At 70.3% G+C, this 18,843-nt stretch carries 18 protein-coding genes and 1 pseudogene; 10 read left to right on the top strand and 9 right to left on the bottom strand.

The annotated features are described in order from the left end of the window. The first annotated feature begins 292 nt into the window (after positions 1 to 292). From AB0O15_RS16630 to AB0O15_RS16620, 3 genes are all read left to right on the top strand, one after another. Positions 293 to 622: a winged helix-turn-helix domain-containing protein gene (locus AB0O15_RS16630; RefSeq protein ID WP_364319132.1), complete on the top strand. Its 330-nt coding sequence runs from the start codon at positions 293 to 295 to the stop codon at positions 620 to 622. A gap of 55 nt (positions 623 to 677) precedes the next feature. Next, positions 678 to 815 (top strand): hypothetical protein, encoded by a 138-nt coding sequence (locus AB0O15_RS16625; RefSeq protein WP_364319130.1) that lies wholly within the window; start codon positions 678 to 680, stop codon positions 813 to 815. Positions 816 to 877: 62 nt separating this feature from the next. Further along, positions 878 to 1,867 carry a hypothetical protein gene (locus AB0O15_RS16620; RefSeq protein WP_364319128.1) on the top strand — a complete coding sequence of 330 codons (990 nt, stop codon included), beginning with the start codon at positions 878 to 880 and terminating at the stop codon, positions 1,865 to 1,867. 45 nt (positions 1,868 to 1,912) lie between these two features. Here the strand turns inward: AB0O15_RS16620 and AB0O15_RS16615 are convergent, their stop codons facing one another. The 3 genes and pseudogenes from AB0O15_RS16615 to AB0O15_RS16605 all read right to left on the bottom strand — a co-directional run. Further along, a complete protein-coding gene (locus tag AB0O15_RS16615) occupies positions 1,913 to 2,200 on the bottom strand; it encodes a hypothetical protein (protein ID WP_364319126.1) in 288 nt (95 codons plus the stop codon). 280 nt (positions 2,201 to 2,480) lie between these two features. Next, on the bottom strand, positions 2,481 to 2,813 hold the full coding sequence (locus AB0O15_RS16610; RefSeq protein ID WP_364319124.1) for a hypothetical protein: 333 nt from the start codon (positions 2,811 to 2,813) through the stop codon (positions 2,481 to 2,483). Positions 2,814 to 3,691: 878 nt separating this feature from the next. Then, positions 3,692 to 4,498, bottom strand: a pseudogene (locus tag AB0O15_RS16605) (carbohydrate-binding protein); the annotation flags it as partial. Between the two features lie 262 nt (positions 4,499 to 4,760). On the opposite strand from AB0O15_RS16605, the gene AB0O15_RS16600 reads away from it, so the two are divergent. Then, positions 4,761 to 5,141, top strand: a complete 381-nt coding sequence (locus tag AB0O15_RS16600) for a hypothetical protein (RefSeq protein WP_364319122.1) — start codon at positions 4,761 to 4,763, stop codon at positions 5,139 to 5,141. A 68-nt stretch (positions 5,142 to 5,209) separates the two neighbouring features. On the opposite strand, the gene AB0O15_RS16595 is transcribed toward AB0O15_RS16600, so the two are convergent. Next, complete coding sequence (locus tag AB0O15_RS16595; protein ID WP_364319120.1) at positions 5,210 to 5,566, bottom strand: hypothetical protein; 357 nt, start codon at positions 5,564 to 5,566, stop codon at positions 5,210 to 5,212. Beyond that, positions 5,542 to 5,892, bottom strand: a complete 351-nt coding sequence (locus AB0O15_RS16590) for a YbaB/EbfC family nucleoid-associated protein (protein ID WP_364319118.1) — start codon at positions 5,890 to 5,892, stop codon at positions 5,542 to 5,544. Before AB0O15_RS16590 ends, AB0O15_RS16595 begins: the two co-directional genes overlap by 25 nt. A 122-nt stretch (positions 5,893 to 6,014) precedes the next feature. Here AB0O15_RS16590 and AB0O15_RS16585 point away from each other — a divergent pair, with 122 nt between their 5' ends. Genes AB0O15_RS16585 through AB0O15_RS16570 form a run of 4 tightly spaced genes read left to right on the top strand, consistent with a single transcriptional unit; the run spans position 6,015 to position 10,628 of the window. Further along, on the top strand, positions 6,015 to 7,046 hold the full coding sequence (locus AB0O15_RS16585) for a DUF4157 domain-containing protein (RefSeq protein WP_364319116.1): 1,032 nt from the start codon (positions 6,015 to 6,017) through the stop codon (positions 7,044 to 7,046). A 44-nt stretch (positions 7,047 to 7,090) separates the two neighbouring features. Then, positions 7,091 to 8,914, top strand: a complete 1,824-nt coding sequence (locus tag AB0O15_RS16580) for a glycoside hydrolase family 76 protein (protein WP_364319114.1) — start codon at positions 7,091 to 7,093, stop codon at positions 8,912 to 8,914. A gap of 56 nt (positions 8,915 to 8,970) precedes the next feature. Then, entirely contained in the window at positions 8,971 to 10,044 is a 1,074-nt protein-coding gene (locus tag AB0O15_RS16575) for an LLM class flavin-dependent oxidoreductase (RefSeq protein WP_364319112.1), read from the top strand. Beyond that, entirely contained in the window at positions 10,041 to 10,628 is a 588-nt protein-coding gene (locus AB0O15_RS16570; RefSeq protein WP_364319111.1) for a CE1759 family FMN reductase, read from the top strand. Before AB0O15_RS16575 ends, AB0O15_RS16570 begins: the two co-directional genes overlap by 4 nt. Here AB0O15_RS16570 and AB0O15_RS16565 read toward each other — a convergent pair. Next, a complete protein-coding gene (locus AB0O15_RS16565) occupies positions 10,625 to 11,263 on the bottom strand; it encodes a pyridoxamine 5'-phosphate oxidase family protein (protein ID WP_364319109.1) in 639 nt (212 codons plus the stop codon). The genes AB0O15_RS16570 and AB0O15_RS16565 overlap by 4 nt on opposite strands. Before the next feature lie 254 nt (positions 11,264 to 11,517). On the opposite strand from AB0O15_RS16565, the gene AB0O15_RS16560 reads away from it, so the two are divergent. Next, a complete protein-coding gene (locus AB0O15_RS16560) occupies positions 11,518 to 12,090 on the top strand; it encodes a histidine phosphatase family protein (RefSeq protein ID WP_364319107.1) in 573 nt (190 codons plus the stop codon). A gap of 7 nt (positions 12,091 to 12,097) precedes the next feature. Here the strand turns inward: AB0O15_RS16560 and AB0O15_RS16555 are convergent, their stop codons facing one another. Beyond that, positions 12,098 to 14,518, bottom strand: a complete 2,421-nt coding sequence (locus tag AB0O15_RS16555) for a glycoside hydrolase family 3 C-terminal domain-containing protein (RefSeq protein WP_364319105.1) — start codon at positions 14,516 to 14,518, stop codon at positions 12,098 to 12,100. Between the two features lie 93 nt (positions 14,519 to 14,611). Between AB0O15_RS16555 and AB0O15_RS16550 the strand changes: the two genes are divergently transcribed. Further along, a complete protein-coding gene (locus AB0O15_RS16550; protein ID WP_364319103.1) occupies positions 14,612 to 15,613 on the top strand; it encodes a LacI family DNA-binding transcriptional regulator in 1,002 nt (333 codons plus the stop codon). Positions 15,614 to 15,714: 101 nt separating this feature from the next. Here AB0O15_RS16550 and AB0O15_RS16545 read toward each other — a convergent pair whose 3' ends face one another. Then, complete coding sequence (locus AB0O15_RS16545) at positions 15,715 to 17,301, bottom strand: GGDEF domain-containing protein (RefSeq protein ID WP_364319101.1); 1,587 nt, start codon at positions 17,299 to 17,301, stop codon at positions 15,715 to 15,717. A 228-nt stretch (positions 17,302 to 17,529) separates the two neighbouring features. Then, complete coding sequence (locus tag AB0O15_RS16540; RefSeq protein ID WP_364319099.1) at positions 17,530 to 18,525, bottom strand: hypothetical protein; 996 nt, start codon at positions 18,523 to 18,525, stop codon at positions 17,530 to 17,532. Positions 18,526 to 18,843: the final 318 nt, after the last annotated feature.

The following is an 18,843-nucleotide window of genomic DNA, read 5'->3' as shown; positions in this document are numbered from 1 at the left end:
ACGTTTTCGTCACTGCTGATGCAAAGACGCTCACCACCAACCTCGAATCGACGCCTCGACCGATCGGCTCCGCTCCGCACGCCCGGACGTGAACGCACTACTTTCGGCAGATCCGCGCATTCGCGCTCCGAGCGGCTTCATGATCCTTCGTACGCAGCGTAAGCGGGCTCGGCGGGTGACCGTCAGCACCACCGGTGGTCGAGATCCGCGAGTGGTGCCGGTTCTCACGAGGTCATCACACCGCGCTGCCAGGCTGTTTCAGATACACCATATTTACTGATAGTCTTAGCGGGTGCCCAAGCATGTCGACATTGCCAACTCGCTCCGCGAACGTATTCGAGCTGGTGAGTTCGCGGTCGGTACGATGCTTCCCGGGGTCTCCGAGCTTGAGGCGGAGTACGGGGCCGCGGTCAACACCGTCCGGGCCGCCGAGGCTGTCCTTCGGGACGAGGGACTTCTGCGGATTACGCAAGGTGTCGGCGCCGAGGTAGTCGCCCTACCCGTTGGCAACGAACGACAGCTCATCGCGACCATCCGTACCGCACTCAACCAGCTCGAAGCCGCCCTCGACGCACGAGAGGCCGCCCCGAACGGACACGCCACGAAGGATCCTCGGCTGTAACGAGTCCCGCCATTGCACGAGCCCCGAGCAGCACTATGTCAACAGTAGAGCCTACGTGCTGGAGCAGATGGCGCTGAGCGTCTTCCACAACCCGAGCGCGGACGTACCCGCCGTGGACGGTCGCCCAGCCTACAGCTCGACCAACCTGAACCCGACCACTGTCGAACTGATCCGCAACGCCGCCGGTGCGTGAGCACCGTCATGGAAGTCCGGTCAGCCAACCGCGAACCGGCCCGAGGTAAGGGATGGTTGACCATGACGAACCAATCGCCCGAGGGCGGGCGAGCACGCCGCGGCCGAAACTGGGCCTTCGCCGCCGCGGCCTTGCCGCTGCCTCTACTGCTGCTTGGCTTCGCGGTCTTCGAGAACCACGGATGGCGTGAATGCGTCGATCGGCGAGACGGTCAGATGCCGTGCAGTTCGTCATCTTCCTGGTTCCCCCTTGCAACGCTTGGATTCTGGGTGTTGACGCTCGCCTCGACCGTCCTCGGCCTGCTCGTCGGTCTCAGCGAGGGCCGTCGGCGGCGAGGCTTCGCCCAGCGCCGGTGGATCAGGATGACCGTGGTCGGGCTTGTCGCCCCGTGGGCGCTGCTGACGTACGCGCTGGGCTATGGGCTGGGCCAGCTGCTGCCCGCTCGGCGTCCCTCCGCGCTCGGTTCGGCACACCACGTCGCCAACAACGGCGGCTGGCAGCAGGCCGTACAGCTTTACCAGGCGCTCGCCGGCGGGCAGCCGCCTCCCGCGGTGTACGCGCCGGACCTCCCGGCAGCCGGCACCGTGTATCTGGATGTGCCGTTTCGCTTCTCAAGGTTGTTCGCCACGGATGTCACCTACCGGCCCGGTGGGATGATCGCGGTCGGGTCACCCAGCTTCGTGGCGGGCGCGGCCTTCGGCCGGCTGATCGGCACGAGCATCGGGTACGCGCGGGCGGCCGGCCTGTCCAGGCGGCATTGGCGCGGGCACGACCTTGCCCGCGTGGTGGTCGACGCCAGTGCGACGTGGTGCCTGGTCCGAGGGCAGTGGCTGCGATTCGATCACCACGCGGTCACCGGCTATCAGATGACGGCGGATCAGTCCTGCATCCTCACGTTCGCGACGACCGACCCGCTACGACTGCACGGCCCGTCCGCCTGGTGCCACGCTGTGCTGTTCGCCTACTTGCGTGGCAGGGCGGCTTGGCAGATGGCGCCGTACCTCCAACCCGTGGCGCAGGCCGTCCCATTGACTGCGGCCGTCCCGCGGTAACAAGTGGCGAGCCTGGGCACCCGGCCAGGTCGCTCAGGCCGGCGGTCAAGCCGTAGGACCGACGGCGGCGGCTGTCCGGAACGGTCGCATACTGGTCATCGGCAGCCCAAACCGGCGGGCCACATCGAATGTGGCGGCGACACAGCGCCGGTAGTCGTTGCGTGCCCACTCGATGCGTCCGTCTTCCCGGACCAGGGCCGCGACGATGTGCACGTGGTCGTCGTTGTGGCGAACCACTACCCAGCGGATCCCTTCGGTGTCGCCGTGAGGGGCGAGTCCAGCGCCGGCAAGCATCTCCCGGGCCATGTGTCCCCAGGCCTGATCGCTGAACACCCGGCCACGGTCATCGGGCGCGAGCCGCATCGAGGCGTGCCAGACGGGTTTGCGTGGTGCCCGGTCAGCCGCGCGTACCGGCTCCCTCCAACATGGCCACCAGGTGCCGGAAGTCCCGGGCACCACTGTCGGTCACCGACGGCTGCAAATCCGCGAGATCACCGGATCCGTCCCACGCGGCCACCAGCCGCGGACGGTCATGCTCCTCGAACCGGCCGGGCCCGAACAGATAGCGCAGCAGACCACCGACCCGCGTGGCCCCGCTTGTGGATCCGGCAGATCACCGAAGCCGCCGATCGATACGGCCGGTCACCTCGTCCAGTCGTGCCACGGCGGCCCGGCACAGGCGCACCGCGTCGGCGGCCCAGTCCGGCAATTCGCCGGTCGAGTTACGTTGCGCGGCGGCCTGGTTGACGTTCGCCCCGAACATGTTCACTGCTCGCAGCGCCGCGAACAACTCCCGCTGCAGTTCCTTGAGCCCGTCGGCCAGGCCGGCCGACGGCGCAACCTCGCGCCCGGCCGCCGCGACGGCGGCCTTCCCCGCGTACCCGGCCGGCGTCAGATGTGCCGCGTCCGCGGCTTGGCCGACCAACTGTCGCTCGACGTCGAACAACCTGACCGACAATCGGTGCGGCCGACCAGGCGACAGGTGCCCATCAGGCGATCTCCCTCGACCTGGACTCCATGATCTCCTTCGAGCATGACGATCGAGCGTTACCAGGTCCCTGACCAGTACGAACAGTCGTCCATGGCGACCCCGTTATCGGTGGCCAGGGTCGGAGAATCGGTGGGATCGACCGCTGTGGTAGCCGTAACGGCAACAGCTCGGTCACCCAGGAAATCGATCGGCGGCACCACCTGGGCCCAGCGAAAAGCCTCGATCGCGGCACCGTCCGGCCCGTTCAAAGGAGCGACCCGGCCCGCCCTCCAACGAGGCCAGCAACACCGCGCCGTGCAGCACGCATCCCGCGATGGACGCCCCAGTCCGATCGATGACTTGAACTGCGTTCCGCTGGCTCTCGCATTGACGCACATCGTCGCTATGGGCGGTGGCGCATCGCGAGGGCTCTTCCTCGAACGGAAGAGCTCGAGGCCGGGGGCCCGAGCCGCCATCCGCGAGGTTAGGCGGGTTAAGTCTGACTTTGTCTCGCGCCGGGTCTACTTCCTTTGCGAGTTCCATGGCGCCACGGCACGACCTCAGGTGACAACCAGCAGGAACATGGACCACGCCCAAGACGTCAACGCCTCGGACAAGGACTCCGGCGTGATTGGCCAGCCCGACGAGGGCGGCGACGCACTGCGGCTGGAAGCTTGGTGCCTGGGCCAGGGACCGGCTCAGGGCTTCTGCGCTCATCGCGCTACCTGCCCGAATGCCGTACGACTGGTGCTCATGGGATGGCCTCCGAGGGGCTCTCCGGCCCCGGCGGGTCGCCACCCGGCCGGGGCTTCTTACGTAGTCCGTTTCTCAGGTGCGAGAATGTTGTGCCATCAGAGGCGGCCGTTGTCGGCGTACTTCTTGATGATCGGCAGGTAGGCGCCCCAGATCGAGCCGTAGGTGACGCTGCCGCCGGTGACGTAGGCCGTCTCGGGCGCCATCGTCAGGCCGAAGCCGGCCGGCGTGCGGGCCAGGACGCCGTCGATGATGCGGATCAGGTTGGCCTGTGACGCGGACAGGCTGTTGATGGTGCCGCTGCCGGTGAGGCCGGTCTCGATGTCGATGTCGATGCCGTCGAAGTGGTAGGTCGTCAGGATCGGCACGATCGTGTTGACGAAGCGGTCGGCCACCGTGCTCGAGTTGAGGTCGATGCCGGCGGTGGCGCCGCCGATGGAGAGGAGCAGCGTCTTGCCCGAGGCCTTGGCCGCGCACATCTCGGCCGGGGTGCCGACCTTGACGCCGGCGTCCATGCCGTCCTGCCACAGCGCGGTGCCGTCCGAGACCCAGTTCTCCCACTAGCCCTGCAGCACCTTGCCGGCCGGGCGTCCCTTTTGTCCGCAGCCAGTGGACGGCGGGGGATCACTGGGCGGCGGATCACTCGGCGGCGGCGTGCTGGGGGCGCAGGCGCCGAGGTCGCGCCACAACGACGGGGTGGCGGCCGGGTTCCAGCCCGCGCCGGGATGCGCGGTGCGCGTGACCAGCGCCTGGTACTGACGCGCCTGGTACGTGACCTGGGCGCCGGCGGTGTAGGTGTTGCCCTCGGCGCAGGTGGGCGCGGTGCAGGTCACGGCGGCGGAGGCGGGGGTGTACGCCATCGCCGCGGTCGTGGCCACGGTCAGTGCCGCGGCCGCCAGCAGAGCCATCCATCGACGTCGCATGACGACATCGTCATGCTGATGACAATAAATATCAAGGACTCTTAACAGTGCCTTCGATCCAACCCCGAAAGCCGGAGTACGGGCACAGCGGAGTCCCGCCCGGCCGGCGGCCTGATCAGTGGCCCGGCCTTTGCCGCCCGTGCCGGGCGGAGCTGCCCGCTCACCCCGGCGTGGGAGCGCTTCCATGCGGGGTGGATCATGTCCGGGTAAGTTCGGCGCACCTCGATGGAAAAGGAGCGACTCGCACATGATCATGGCGTTGCTGCTGGACCTCGCGAACATCCTCAGCGGCCTGCTGCTGGCCGTCCCGTTGCTGGCCCAGATCCCGTCGGCGGGCGGCGGCCTGTCCCGGTTCTCGGCCAAGGCCGGCCCGTTCGCCTGGGTCGTCGGCGTGGTCGCCCTGGTGGCCGGCGGCTTCTATCTGCTCGTGCACATCTTCGACGGCCCGCGCGTCTTCCACTTCGAGGTGGTCGGCATCCTGGTCGGCCTGGCCCTGCTGTGGGACCGCATCCGGGGCCGGGAGCGCGCACGGCCGGAGCCGGGGCTTCGCGGCGCCGGGCTGGTGCTCAGCATCTTCGGCCTCATCGCGATCGTCGTCGGCATCCAGGGGCTGTTCACCCCGGACTGACGGACCAGGCCGCCCGGGTCGCTCCCAGGGTTCCTCCCCGAGGAGGGCGGCGCCGGCCTCGTCGGTGGTCAGGGAAGTCGCGGGTCAGCGGGCGCGGCGGCCGAACCGGCGGGCGGGGCGGCCGGGGTGACCGCGCCGAGGTTGGTGACGGCGTTCTGCTCGGCCGACCCGTAGAGGTCGGCGCACTGGTGGCCCATCGCGGCCATCGCGGCCGGCTGCCCGCAGTGACGTTCGACCGTCGCCATGATCGCGTCCGTCGTCCGCGGATAGCCGGCCATGTAGGCCGCCCCGAGCTCGCCCTGGCCGAGCCGCCCGCCCAGCGAGGTGACCTGGCCGCTGACCGCGCCCCAGCCGGTGGTCATGACCCGGCCGGCCGTGTCCATCATCTCCATCGCGCCGGTCATCGCGGTGGTGTCCATGTCCATGATGGTGATCCCTTCGTCGCGTCGAGGTGGTGCAGGACCGGGTCGAACGCCAGGTCGGCCCCGGATGCCGAGGCGTGCGGGCCGAGCAGCGGCGCCATCGTCTCGAAGGCCCGCCGCTGCGCCTGCCCGGCGGCGTCCCGGATGGTGCCGGCGATGGTCGCCGCAAGCCGGCCGGCGTCGGCGACCCGGTAGATCCGGGGATCGAGCCACAGCCCCCGCACCTCGCCGCCCGCGCCGACCGTGGCCGACACCAGCCGGTCCCGGGACCACGCGGTCTCCTCGTGGCTCGCCAGCCGCTCCCACACCTGATAGATCTCCTCGGTCACGTCACCGAGTGTGCGAGGCCGATCCCGGGTGAGGCCGCCGCTGGCCGGATGCGGTCACGCCGGCCGTGGCCGCGGGCCGTCCTTCCTATCATCGGCGCAGCGTCCTGAGTGGGGAGACGACGATGGCGATCGAACAACCGGTGAGCCCGCTGTGGAGCGCGGTCACGAAGATCTACAACCCGTGGCCGCTCGACGACGAGGGGGTCGCGGCCGAGGTCGCGACGGCCTGGCGTGGCGGCGGCAAGGTGCTCGCGGAGGGCGCGAAGGAGACCGGCCGGGCCGGTGACGCGTCCCTCTCGGCGTGGCCCGATCCGGTCGGGGTGGATTACGGCGGCCAGGTGGCGGCCGTCGCCTCGCACGGGGCCGAGCTCGAGCGGAACCTGCACGCCCGGGCCGCGCACGCCGACTACTACGGCGCCCAGCTGACGTCGGCCAAGAGCTCCATCGTCGACACCGTCGCCCGGAACGAGGAGCTCTTCGCACGCCTGGGCAACCCGCTGCTCGGCGTGGCCGGCCCGGCCCTGCAGACCGGCTTCGCCGCTCTGGTCGCGGGCTCCATGCACGGCATGATCACGCAGAAGGCCGGGGAGATCGCCGGCTACCCGGTCGACCCCGATCCGCCGAGCCCGAAGCCCGGCCCCTATCCGATCGCGCCCGGGGCCAAGCAGTCGCGCGGGCTGAGTCCCCAGGAGTACATCGAGGTGAAGAAGGTGTTCGGCGACTCGATCAATCTCAGGGACGTCGTGCTCACCGACGACGGGGTTCTCTCGGCGCGGGGGGACAACGCGGTCACCGTCAACAACACGATCTACTTCCCGGTCGGCACGCTGAGCGGGAACACCGACACCCCGGAGTTCCACGCCTGGCTGGTCCACGAGCTGACCCACGTCTGGCAGTACCAGAACGGGAAAGGCATCGCCGACCTGATCCCGGCCGCCTGGAACGAGGACTACGCGTACGGCGGCTCGGCCGGCCTGAACGCGGCGGTCGCGGCCGGCAAACCCTTCGGGGAGTTCAGCACCGAGCAGCAGGCCGAGATCGCCGCGCAGTACTACTACGGCCGGGAGACCGGGCGGGACTGGCGCGGACTGCCCGGCCCGTACGACCCGGCCCCGTACAAGCACTACATCGACATGGTGTTCCCCAAGAAGTGAACGGTCCTTGCTATTAAATATCGACGAGCGTCACTATGTCACGCATGGGATTCGCAGCCGTCCTCACCGCCGTGGCCCTCGTCCTTCAACCCACGCCCTCAGCGCCAGCGGCTGACAACGTTGTCGCCGCGGCCGTCGTGTGCTCGGTCTTCTGCGACACCCGCGATCCGTCGCAGGCGCGGCAGGACACCTTCCCCGTACCCGACAAGATCCAGAACGGCCGGCGCGTCTCGCTGCACCTCTCCGAGGCCGACGCGATGGCCTGGGGCAGCATCGACAACGGGGCCGCCGGCGACTCGGTCTGGCTCGACCGCAGCTGGGACGGCGGCCCGACCTGGGACGGCCTGCTCGGCAAGGCGAGCATCCCGGGTGGCTGGACCGGCACGCGAACCCTGATGTACAACCTGGCCGACCCCGCGAACCACCGTCGCGGCCTGGTCCGGGCGTGCGGTGACGCGGGCGGCATCCAGTGCACCGACTGGGTCAAGGCGCGTGCCTGCGACGCGGCCTGCGACCGGGACACCGGCCCGGCCGGCGACCGTCAGCCCGTACCCGCCGCCTCGATCTCCGGACGCACGGTGGCGCTGCACATCGACGACCGCGGCATGGCCTGGGGCACGATCGCGGGCGGCGCCCAGGGCGACGAGATCTGGCTGGACCGGTCCTGGGACGAGGGCGCGAGCTGGCCGGGCGGGTCGTCGCTGGGGCGGGTGAGCACGCCGGCGGGTTCGACGGGTACGGCCACCGCGTTGTTCGCCGCGCGCGACCCGAAGTCGTACCTCTACGGCGGGGCGATCCGCGCGTGCGGCCGGGCCGTGTCGGGCAGCAACGGCAGCTGCACCCAGTGGGCGCGCCCCGACCGTGACCGGGCCGCCGCCGCGGCCGACGCGCTGATGTACGCCTACCGCCCGGACACCGCGTGGTGGCCGTCGAGCTGGTGGAACTCGGCCGCGACGGTCACCACGCTGATGGACTGGATGAAGAAGACCGGCCGCACCGACCACCGCTGGATCGTCGACCGGACGTTCGAGGTCAACAAGGGCGTCTTCCCGGCCGGCGTGAAGTCGTCGGACGCGATCGAGGGCCACTTCATCAGCCGGGCCATCGACGACGCGGGCTGGTGGGGGATCGCCTGGGTGCAGGCGTACGACCTGACCGGCAACCGCAAGTACCTCGACGAGGCCGTGATCATCGGCAACTACCTGCAACAGCACTACGACACCGCCCGCTGCGGCGGCGGGGTCTGGTGGGACCGCGAGCACACCTACAAGAACGCCGTCACCACCGGCCTCTACCTGCGCCTGACCGCCGCCCTGCACAACCGGCTGCCCGGCGACACGACCTGGCTCAACCGCGCGACGACCGGCTGGAACTGGTTCACCGGCAGCGGCATGATCAACTCGTCCGGCCTGGTCAACGACGGCCTGACCACCTCGTGTGCGAACAACGGCCAGACCGTGTGGACGTACAACCAGGGCCTGGCCATCGGCGCCGCGGTCGAGCTGTACCGGGCCACCGGCAACACCGCGGTGCTGGACACCGGCCGGCGGCTGGCCGACGCCGCGATCAACGGCACCCTGCTCACCAAGGGCGGGATCCTCACCGAGTCGTGCGATGCCGCCGGCCTCACCTGTGACGACAACCAGAAACAGTTCAAGGGCATCTTCATGCGCTACCTGAGCGATCTGGCCACGGTCACCGGCAACCAGACCTATCGCGCGTACGCGACCACGCAGGCCAACCGCATCTGGACCGCGGACCGCGACAGCCTCAACCGTCTCGGCGGGCGCTGGAACGGCGGCGAGAACAACGTGCGCGACTGGCGGACCCAGGCGAGCGGGCTCGGAGCCCTGATCGCCGCCGGGTAGGAATATCGGGCGCTGTGAGATGCTTGACGTGTCAAAGACTTCGAAGGAGACGCGTCATGCAGTTCGGCATCTTCACCGTGGGTGACGTGACACCCGACCCCACCACCGGCCGGACGCCGACCGAGCACGAGCGCATCCAGGCCATGACCGCCATCGCCCTGAAGGCGGAGGAGGTCGGCCTGGACGTGTTCGCCACCGGCGAGCACCACAACGAGCCGTTCGTACCGTCCTCGCCCACGACCATGCTCGGCTGGATCGCCGCCCGGACCGAGAAGCTGATGCTGAGCACGGCCACCACGCTGATCACCACCAACGACCCGGTGAAGATCGCCGAGGACTACGCGATGCTCCAGCACCTGTCCGGCGGCCGGGTGGACCTGATGATGGGCCGCGGCAACACCGGCCCGGTCTACCCGTGGTTCGGCAAGGACATCCGCGCCGGCATCCCGCTGGCCATCGAGAACTATGCGCTGCTGCACCGGCTGTGGCGCGAGCAGGTGGTCGACTGGTCGGGCAAGTTCCGTACCCCGCTCCAGTCCTTCACCTCGACCCCGCGCCCGCTGGACGGGATCCCGCCGTTCGTCTGGCACGGCTCGATCCGGAGCCCCGAGATCGCCGAGCAGGCCGCCTACTACGGCGACGGCTTCTTCGCCAACCACATCTTCTGGCCGGCCTCGCACACCCAGCGCATGGTGGGCCTCTACCGCGAGCGCTGGGCGCACTACGGCCACGGCGACCCCGACCAGGCCATCGTCGGGCTCGGCGGCCAGGTGTTCATGCGGAGGAACAGCCAGGACGCGGTGCGCGAGTTCCGGCCGTACTTCGACCAGGCCCCGGTCTACGGCAACGGCCCCTCGCTGGAGGACTTCAGCCGGGAGACGCCGCTCACGGTCGGCAGTCCGCAGCAGGTCATCGACCGTACGCTCGGCTTCCGCGAGTACGTCGGCGACTACCAGCGGCAGCTGTTCCTCCTCGACCACGCGGGCCTGCCGCTGAAGACCGTGCTGGAGCAGCTCGACCTGCTCGGCGAAGAGGTCGTGCCGGTGCTGCGCAAGGAGTTCGCGGCGCTCAAGCCGGCCCACGTGCCGGACGCGCCCACCCACGAGTCCCGGAAGGCGGTTTCGGTATGACGACCCGCGACCTCGTCGTGATCACTTCGGGCCTCAGCACCCCGTCGTCGTCGCGGCTCCTCGCCGACCGGCTCGCGGCGGCGACCGCGGCGAAGCTGCCGGTGGACGTGACGACGGTGGAGCTGCGCGACCTGGCCCACCAGATCACCGACCACCTGCTGACCGGGTTCCCGCCCGCGGCGCTCAAGGACGTGCTGGACGCGGTGGCCGCCGCCGACGGCCTGATCGTGGTGACGCCGATCTTCCAGGCGTCGTACAACGGGCTGTTCAAGTCGTTCGCCGACCTGCTCGAGAAGGGCACGCTGGACGGCAAGCCGGTGCTGCTGGCCGCGACCGGCGGCTCGGCGCGACACTCGCTGGCGCTCGAACACGCGCTGCGGCCGCTGTTCAGTCACCTGCGAGCCGCCCCGACCCCGACCGCGGTCTTCGCCGCCACCGAGGACTGGGGGAACGACGCCACGCTGCGCTCCCGCATCGACCGGGCGGCCCGCGAGCTGGCCGGCGCGATGGAACGCCGTGAGCCGGCCGTGGTCACCGACCCGTTCCTGCTCACGACGTCCTTCGAAGACCTGCTCCGCGGCTAGCTCTTGTAGAGCTTCTCCAGGTAGGACTCGCCGTAGTAGTTCTCCAGCTGCTCCAGCGACTCGGGCGTGTCCGGCTGCACGTCCTTGACCAGCTTGGCCGTGCCGGGCAGCTCGTCGGGGTGCCACGTCTCGGGCCGCCACAGCTTCGACCGGAGGAACGCCTTGGAGCAGTGGAAGAAGATCTGCTCGATCGCCACCTCGAGCGCCAGGACCGGGCGGTGGCCCTTCACGACCATGCGGTCGAAGTAGGGCGCCTCGCGGACCAGCCGGGCCCGGCCGTTGATCCGCAGCGTGTCGGTGCGGCCCGGGATGAGGAAGAGCAGCCCGACGTGCGGATTGCTGAGCACGTTGAGGTAGCCGTCGGCGCGGCGGTTGCCCGGTCGCTCCGGGATCGCGATCGTGGTGTCGTCGAGCACCAGGGTGAAGCCGGCCGGGTCGCCCTTGGGCGAGGCGTCACAGGTGCCGTCGGCGGCCGCGGTCGAGATGACGCAGAACGGCGACGCGGCCAGCCACTCCTTGTCACGCTCGTGGAGCGCCACGCGTTCCTTCTTGGCGGCCCGTTCCATCGGCTCGCCGAGCAGTTCCCGCAGCTCTTCGGCCGAGTCGATGCCGGCCGTGGCGTCCTTGAGATCCATCGCATACTCCCCTTCCCCGTGGGGGTCCGAGCCTATCGGCGCGACGCCCATGATCGATGTGGCCGGCGCCACCGCGACTCTTGATCATTTTCGGCGCACGCGCGCACCGCCACCGCCCCCACCCCTCTGGGTGGGCGGAAATGTAGCGCGGGGGTCTGACAATTCCGGCCGGTTATCCACAGCCCGCGGCTTGGGTGGCGGTCGGCGAGCCGGGGCGCCGGGCACTGGTTAGGCTCACCGGCAGGGGGTGGCAGATGGCGGAGATCGTGCTGGTCCGGCATGGGCAGACCGAGTGGTCGGCCAATGGGAAGCACACGTCGTACACGGATCTGGATCTCACGGCCGAGGGGGAGCGGCAAGCTCGCGCCGCGGGGGCCAAGCTGGCCGGGCGGTCCTTCGCCGCGGTGATCTCCAGCCCGCGCAAGCGCGCCCTGCGGACCGCCGAGCTGGCCGGTCTCGATGTCACCGAGGTGACCGAGGATCTGGCCGAGTGGAACTACGGCGAGTACGAGGGCATCACCACCAAGGAGATCCACCGGACCCGGCCGGGCTGGTCGCTGTGGACCGACGGGTCGCCCGGCGGCGAGTCGCCCGACCAGGTCGGTGCGCGGATCGACCGGGTGCTGGCCCGCGCCCGCACCCGGCTCGAGCAGGGTGATGTGGCGTTCGTGGCGCACGGGCACTGCCTGCGGGCGGTCGGCGCGCGCTGGGTGGGGCTGCCGACCTCGGCGGGCGGGCTGCTCAAGCTCGACACCGCGACCGTCTCGGCGCTCGGCTTCGAGCACGGCGACGATCCGGTCATCGACCGGTGGAACGCCGAGTGCTAATGGAAGCCTAGGCTTCCGGCCGGAGCGGCAGGGTCGCGCGGATGTCGCCCAGGCCCCGGGCGATCAGCAGGTCGCCGCCGGTGCCGAGGGTGTTCCATCGGCCCGCCGCGGTGTTCCAGCGGCGCCACATGCGGCGGTCGGTGCCGACGATGACCCGGGCCGACTCGCCCGCGCCGACCGTCGCGCCCTCCCAGCCGACCAGGCGGACGGGCTGGTCGCGCTCGGCGGGGCGGAAGTAGACCTGGACCACCTCGCGGCTGGCGCGCTTGCCGGTGTTGGTGATCGTCACCGTGACGCCGGGTGAGTCGCCGGTGATCACCCGGGCGTCGGCGTACTCCCAGGTGCCGTAACCGAGGCCGTGGCCGAGCCAGAAGGCCGGCGCCGGCGCGTGGCCGGCGAAGTGGCCGCGGTAGCCGATGTAGGTGCCCTCGGCGTACTCCAGCTTGCCGTCCGAAGGGGTGACGTTCCAGGCCGGCGTCTTGCCGTCCTCGTCGGGGAACGTGGTGACCAGGCGGCCGGCCGGTTCGATGTCGCCGAGCAGCGCCGCGGCGACGGCGTGGCCGCCCTCCTGGCCGGGCAGGCCGGCCCAGAGGATGCCGTCGACCCGCAACCGCCAGGGCATGACCACCGGTGTGGCCGCGTTGACCACCACGATCGTCTTCCTGGCCGCGCCGGCTACGGCCTCGACCAGCGCGTCCTGGGCGCCGGGCAGGTGCAGGGTGCTCTTGTCGACCGATTCGGTCTCCTGCTCCTCGGTCAGGCCGACCACCACGACGGCCACGTCGGCGGCGGCCGCGGCGCGGACCGCCTCGTCGATGACCTCGCGGGCGTCGCGGTCGGCGGCCTGGGCGATCAGGCCGAACAGGCCGACGCCGGTGAACAGCTGACCGGCCGGGCCGCGGCCCTCGGCCAGGGTGGCCGTCGCGTCGATCACGGCGCCCTCGGCCACCTCGACGACCTCGGTGTGGTTGGGCGGGCTCAGGATCTCCTCGCCCATGTTCCCGCCCGAGACGCTCAGGTCGTACGCGAACGAATGATCGCCGACGGTGACCGACCAGGAGCCGACCCCGATGGTGCCCAGCTGGACCCGGCCGGCCCGGGTGATCCGGCCGCGCAGGCGGACGGCGGCGGCCGGGCGCGGGAGCTGGTCGTCCAAGCCGACCATGCTCGTGGCGTCGTCCTCGTGCCGGGTCTCGACCACGGCGCCGTCCGCGTCCAGGACGGTGACGGCGATGCCCGCCGCCCCGGTGTCCGGGTCGACCAGGAAGCCGTCGCGGGCGGGAACCGGGCGGGAGCGCATCGGCACGCCGTCGAGCACGGTCACCCGGTCGCCGCCCAGCCGCGCGGTCAGGCCCTCGGCGATGCTGACCTGGTGGGGCGGGCGGACCTGGGCCGAGCCGCCGCCCATGCACACGGTCTGCACGGCGTGCCGGCCGATCAGCGCGACCGTCTGCCCCTCGGCCAGCGGCAGCGCGCCGGTCTCGTTGGTCAGCACGGTCATGCCCTGCGCGGCGAGCCGGGTGAGCTGCTCGCGGCGCTCGGGGCTGTCCGGCGCGGGGTAGGTGCCGTAGTCCTTCTCCGGACCAAGTGCTCCGGTACGCGTGGCGAGCCGCAGCAGCCGGGCCAGGTGGTCGTCGACGGTCGCCTCGTCCACCTCACCCGCGCGTACGGCTGCGACCAGCGCGTCGCCCCACGGACCGCCGGGGCCGGGCATGACCAGGTCGAGCCCGCCGTTGGCGGCCGGCCCGGCCGTCTTGGTGGCGAACCAGTCGGACATGAGCAGGCCGTCCCAGCCCCATTCGTCCTTGACCACCTCGTTGTTGACGTGCACGTTCTCGGTGGCGGCCTGCCCGTTCACGTCGTTGTAGGCGGCCATGATCGACCAGGCGCTGGCCGCGATCTCGAAGGGCAGCAGGTAGAGCTCGCGGAGGGTGGCCTCGTCGACCACGCTGTCCACGGTGTTGCGGTCGGTCTCCGACTCGTTGGCCACCAGGTGCTTGAGGCAGGCGGCGACGCCGCGGTCCTGCATACCCCGCACGTACGCGGCGGCGATCTGCCCGGTCAGCAGCGGGTCCTCGGAGTACTGCTCGAACAGGCGCCCGCCGAGCGGGCTGCGGTGCAGGTTGATCGTGGGTCCGAGCACCACGTGGATATGCTGCGCCATGGCCTCCTCGGCCAGGAGCGTGCCCACCTCGTACGCCGTCGCCTCGCTCCAGGCCGCGGCCAGCAGGGTCGCGTTGGGGAAGAGCGCCACCGTGGCGCCGCCGTGGAAGCGGAGGCCGCGCACGCCGGTCGGCCCGTCCGAGAGCCGCAGCTCGCGCAGGCCGATCGAGGGCTCGGGGGCGAGCGTGAACGTGGTTGCCCCGGTCAGCAGCGCCACCTTGGCCGGCAGATCCAGGGATTTGATCAACTCGTCGTGCTCGGACACCGGTGGCCCCCTTGCGAGTTAAACGTGTAAGTTGCGCTTGTCGTAACGTACGGGCTCGTACACGACGACGGCAAGCCGAGGGAGGTGGCGCGCGTGGTCGATCGCAATACCAAGCGCGTGACCAGCGCGGATGTGGCCAGGATGGCCGGCGTGTCGCGGGCGACGGTGTCCTACGTCCTGAACGACACGCCCCACCAGACCATCTCGGCCGGCACCCGCGGCCGGGTGTTCGACGCCGCCGCGGCCCTCGGCTACGCGCCCTCCGCGGCCGCCCGCACGCTGCGCACCGGACGCTCCGACGTGGTGCTCTGCCTGCTGCCCGACTGGCCGATCGGCTCCGAGGTGGGCGCGCTGCTGACCCACCTGTCCGGGGCGCTGGCCCGGCGCGGCCTGACCCTCGCCGTGCACCCGGCCAGCCGCGAGGACCGGCCGATCAGCGAGCTGTGGAAGGCGCTCACCCCGGCCGCGGTGCTCGCCTTCGAGGACTTCTCGCCGGCCGAGATCGCGGCCATGCGCGCGGCCGGGATCGCCCTGGTGGTCGCCCTGGTCGGCCCGGCGCGGGCCGAGCCACGCGAGCTCCACGTGTCGCAACAGCTGGTGGGGCGGCTCCAGGCCGAGCACCTGGCCGGGCTGGGCCACACCATGCTGGGGTACGCGTACCCGGACGACGATCGGCTCCGGTACTTCGCCGACCCGCGCCTGGCCGGCACCCGCGAGGGCTGCCTGGAGCAGGGCCTCCCGGCGCCGGACGTGCGTACCGTGCCGCTCGACCCGGCCACCGCGGGCGACGCGGTCAAGGCGTGGCGCGCGGCCGGGGTGACGGCGGTGTGCGCGTACAACGACGAGGTCGCCATGGCCGTGCTGGCCGGGGTCCGCCGGCAGGGCCTGGTGGCGCCGGTCGACCTGGCGGTGATCGGGGTCGACGACATCCCGGTGGCCCGCCTGGCCGAGCCGCCGCTGACCACGGTGACCACCGATCAGTCGGCGGTCGCCGCCCATCTGGCCGGCACCGTGGAGGCCGCGATCGCCGGCCGCCCCGGTCCCGCCCCGGCGCCGGCCGAAATGGTGCGGGTGGTCCGCCGCGAGTCGGCGTAGAAACCCTCGACGACCCTCACCCTGAACCTCAAGTCGACGTTGAGGGTCGGCCGAGAAACACCAGCAGGCCTTCCCTTGGTACGGTCGGAGGAACGGACGGATCACGCGGCCCGACCGGGTGCCTCCTCGGGTCTACGTCCGATCACACGGTTGCGGCCGCTGTTCTTGGCCGCATAGAGACGGCGATCGGCGACGGCGAGCCGGTCCGGCCCGGACGCCACGCCGATGCTCACGGTGACTTTCAGGTCCGCCGCAACGGTGTCCCATGGATACTGCTCGACCGTGCGGCGAATCCGTTCCGCCACCATCAAGGCCTCGGGCTCCCGCAGGTCCCGGAAAAGGATCGCGAACTCCTCGCCGCCGTACCTGGCCGCGACGTCGTCGGACCGGCATCCCTCACGGAGCAGGACGGCCAGCCGACGCAGCACCTCGTCGCCGACCAGATGGGAGAACTGATCGTTGACCAGCTTGAAGTGGTCCACGTCGATCAGCGCCACCGGGTGACCGCTGGCCGCGGCGGCCAGTTCGCCATCCAGCCGGCGGCGGTTGGCCAAGCCGGTCAGCGGGTCTTCCTCGCTGGCCCGCAGCAGGCCGTCGGCGCGCAGTCGTTCCTGTTCAGCCGTTGCTTTGGCCTGCGCCGTCTCCATCCGTACCGCAGCCACCCGGGCGTTGCGCTGTGCGGTCTCCGAAGCCACCTGGCAGTAGAGCTCGTGATAGCGCTTGAACGCGGCGAGCGCAGCGGTCGGGTTACCGTTCTTCTCGTATGCCTCGGCGAGGTGCGAGGCTGCCGTCATCATCGCCGACTTGCTCTCCGCCCGCTCCAGCGCCTCGGTGAAGACCTCGATGGCCCGGTCGTACTGTTCCAACGACTGGAGAATCTGACCGCGGGTATCGAGATGATGCGTGATCGTGAACGTGGAATCTCGTCGCAGGTCGATGGCCCACGAATTCAGCAGCTCCATCGCCTCGTCGGTGCGCCCGGCGAAACCGAGCACCTCGGCGAGATTGGCCACGGCCGCCGCCTCGTACCGTCGGTGTCCGAGCCGGCCGGCGTTGAGCATCGCCGCCCGGAAACGCTGGGCCGCGTCGGCGGCGGTCGAAAGGGCGGCTTTTTCGTCACCCGCGGCCCGGGCGGCGAAGGCCAGCGCGGACAACGCGCACCCACCGATGTCCAGCATGACCCCCTCGGCGAGGTCGTCGCCGACCAGCCGAGCCGTCTCGGCTCCGCGTTCGCACAACTCCAGGACCAGATCGAGCTGCTGCATCACCAGAAACACGTTCGCCGCCGTCGCCAGCGCCGGAATGACCGCTTCGAGGTCGCCGCTCGTTTCGGCGAGCGTGAGCGCGGCCAGGCTCTCGTCGAGCGCGGCCGACGTATCACCGGTCGCCAGCAGAACCCGGGCGATTTCGCTGCGGGCGCGGCCCTCGATCGCTGAGTTGCCGTCGGCGCGGGCGAGGGCGGCGGCGTCCTGCGCCTCGGCCAGCGCGGCCACGTAGTCGTCGCGCAGGCGCCGGCACATCGCGGTGATCGACAGGGCCTCGGCGCGTAAGGCCGGCTCGACCGCCGCCGCCATCGCCATCTCCCGGGCGCCTTCCGGGTCGAATACGGCCAGCCGGGCGCGACTGAGCCGAATCAGTCGCGACGACGCGACCGACCGTCCATCGGGCGTAACCGCGCCGTTCGACATGCGACACCCCGGCTTGACGACGGATGCAGCCTAACGGCTTACCGATCGGCCACTTCCGCGGTGATCTGAGGTCGCCGTCGCCGTCGCCGTCACCGACGTCGACGAACGCGTTCGTCACGAACGCCTTCGTTTCGCGGTCCGTCGGGACACGTCATGGGGTCCGGCAGCGGGCTATCGGCCACTGCCGGTCCACGATCAAACGCGCGCGCCGCAGATGTGTTCGATCAATCAGGTGTCCATGAGCTCGGCCGGGAAAATGTCCTCCGCGGTCAGCAACCGATCGGACAGACCCTGATCGTGGTGATAGCGCAGGAAGGTGTCCACGGCGTGACGGTTCTTGGCAACCCCATAGTCCCATCGACCGTCATCGACGAGTTGGCCGTTCGGGCCGATGAGTTGCACGAACCACGGGTTGACTTCAGCGTCCGTACCCCCGGCATTATGTGTGTCGATCGCAGTGCTCTTGGCGGCCTCGAACGCGGTGAACAGGGCACGGGCCAAGCCGGGGTCGGCATCGATGAGGTCACGCTTGACCACCACGAGGTGCATGATGGGGAAAATCCCGGTCCGGGAGTAGTAGTCCGCTTCGCGCTTCTCGTAATCCGGGAACAGCCGGCGCACGTTGGTGGCGTCGGTGCCGAGACCGGCGGGCGGCAGGGCTGAGATCAACGCGCTGATCTCGCCGGACTCGAGCATCGGGCCGAGCGTCTGTCCCTCGGGAACCGCCTCCACGGACACCCCGGGCGCGTGCCGGACAGTCAGGAAGTCCAAGGGGGCCATCGGATGGGTGACTCCACCGACGATCCAGCGGCTCTGGTGCACGCTCAGGCCGTACTCGTCGGCGAAGATACCTTTGGGCCAGACGCCCATGTCGTGACCGAACGTGGCGAACTCGCCAACGGTCTTGCCGGCGAGATCAGCCGGTGTCTCGATGCCGGCGTTCACGTTGATGTAGGTGGTCGAATGCTGCAGCCTGCGAACCAGGAAGACCGGTAGAGCGTAGAACGGTGGGTTGTCGGCGCTCATGGTGCGCGCAAGAAACGTGAAACCCAATTCCGCGACATCGAAGGCCCGGTCCCGCACGACCTGCTCGAACAGGCGCGAGATGTCGGCGCCGGTCTGCGTCTGCAGGGTGTACCCGTCGGCGGTCACGGTGCCGTCGAGCAGTGCGGCGGTCACGTCGTACGAGTTGCAGCTCAAGGTCAGAGGACGGTCGATCGGCATGAGCATCCTTGGTTCACGAGGGTGATCTGTCGGCAACGGGGCTGTACCGCAGGCGCGGCATGGTGGCCTGACCAAGCGCCGGGCCGCCACGCCGCATGACTGCGCTGCTGGTCCAAGGCGCAGCAGAGGGGGTCACCAGGACGGGGACTGCGTGAGGACGTCTTGGACAGTGCGCGGCTCACGGTTGAGCAGCGTCGGCAGCAGCGGGTCGACAAGCAACTGCTCGGTCGCGGCGTGGTTGCGGGCCGGGATGGAGGGGCACGCTGCAGAAGATGATCGGTGGTGGCTCCGTCGAGAGCGCCGGTCGCGCCGGTAATG

Source organism: Actinoplanes sp. NPDC089786 (assembly GCF_040684855.1).
Lineage (GTDB): Bacteria > Actinomycetota > Actinomycetes > Mycobacteriales > Micromonosporaceae > Actinoplanes.
This window is presented reverse-complemented; position numbering and strand designations above follow the sequence as displayed.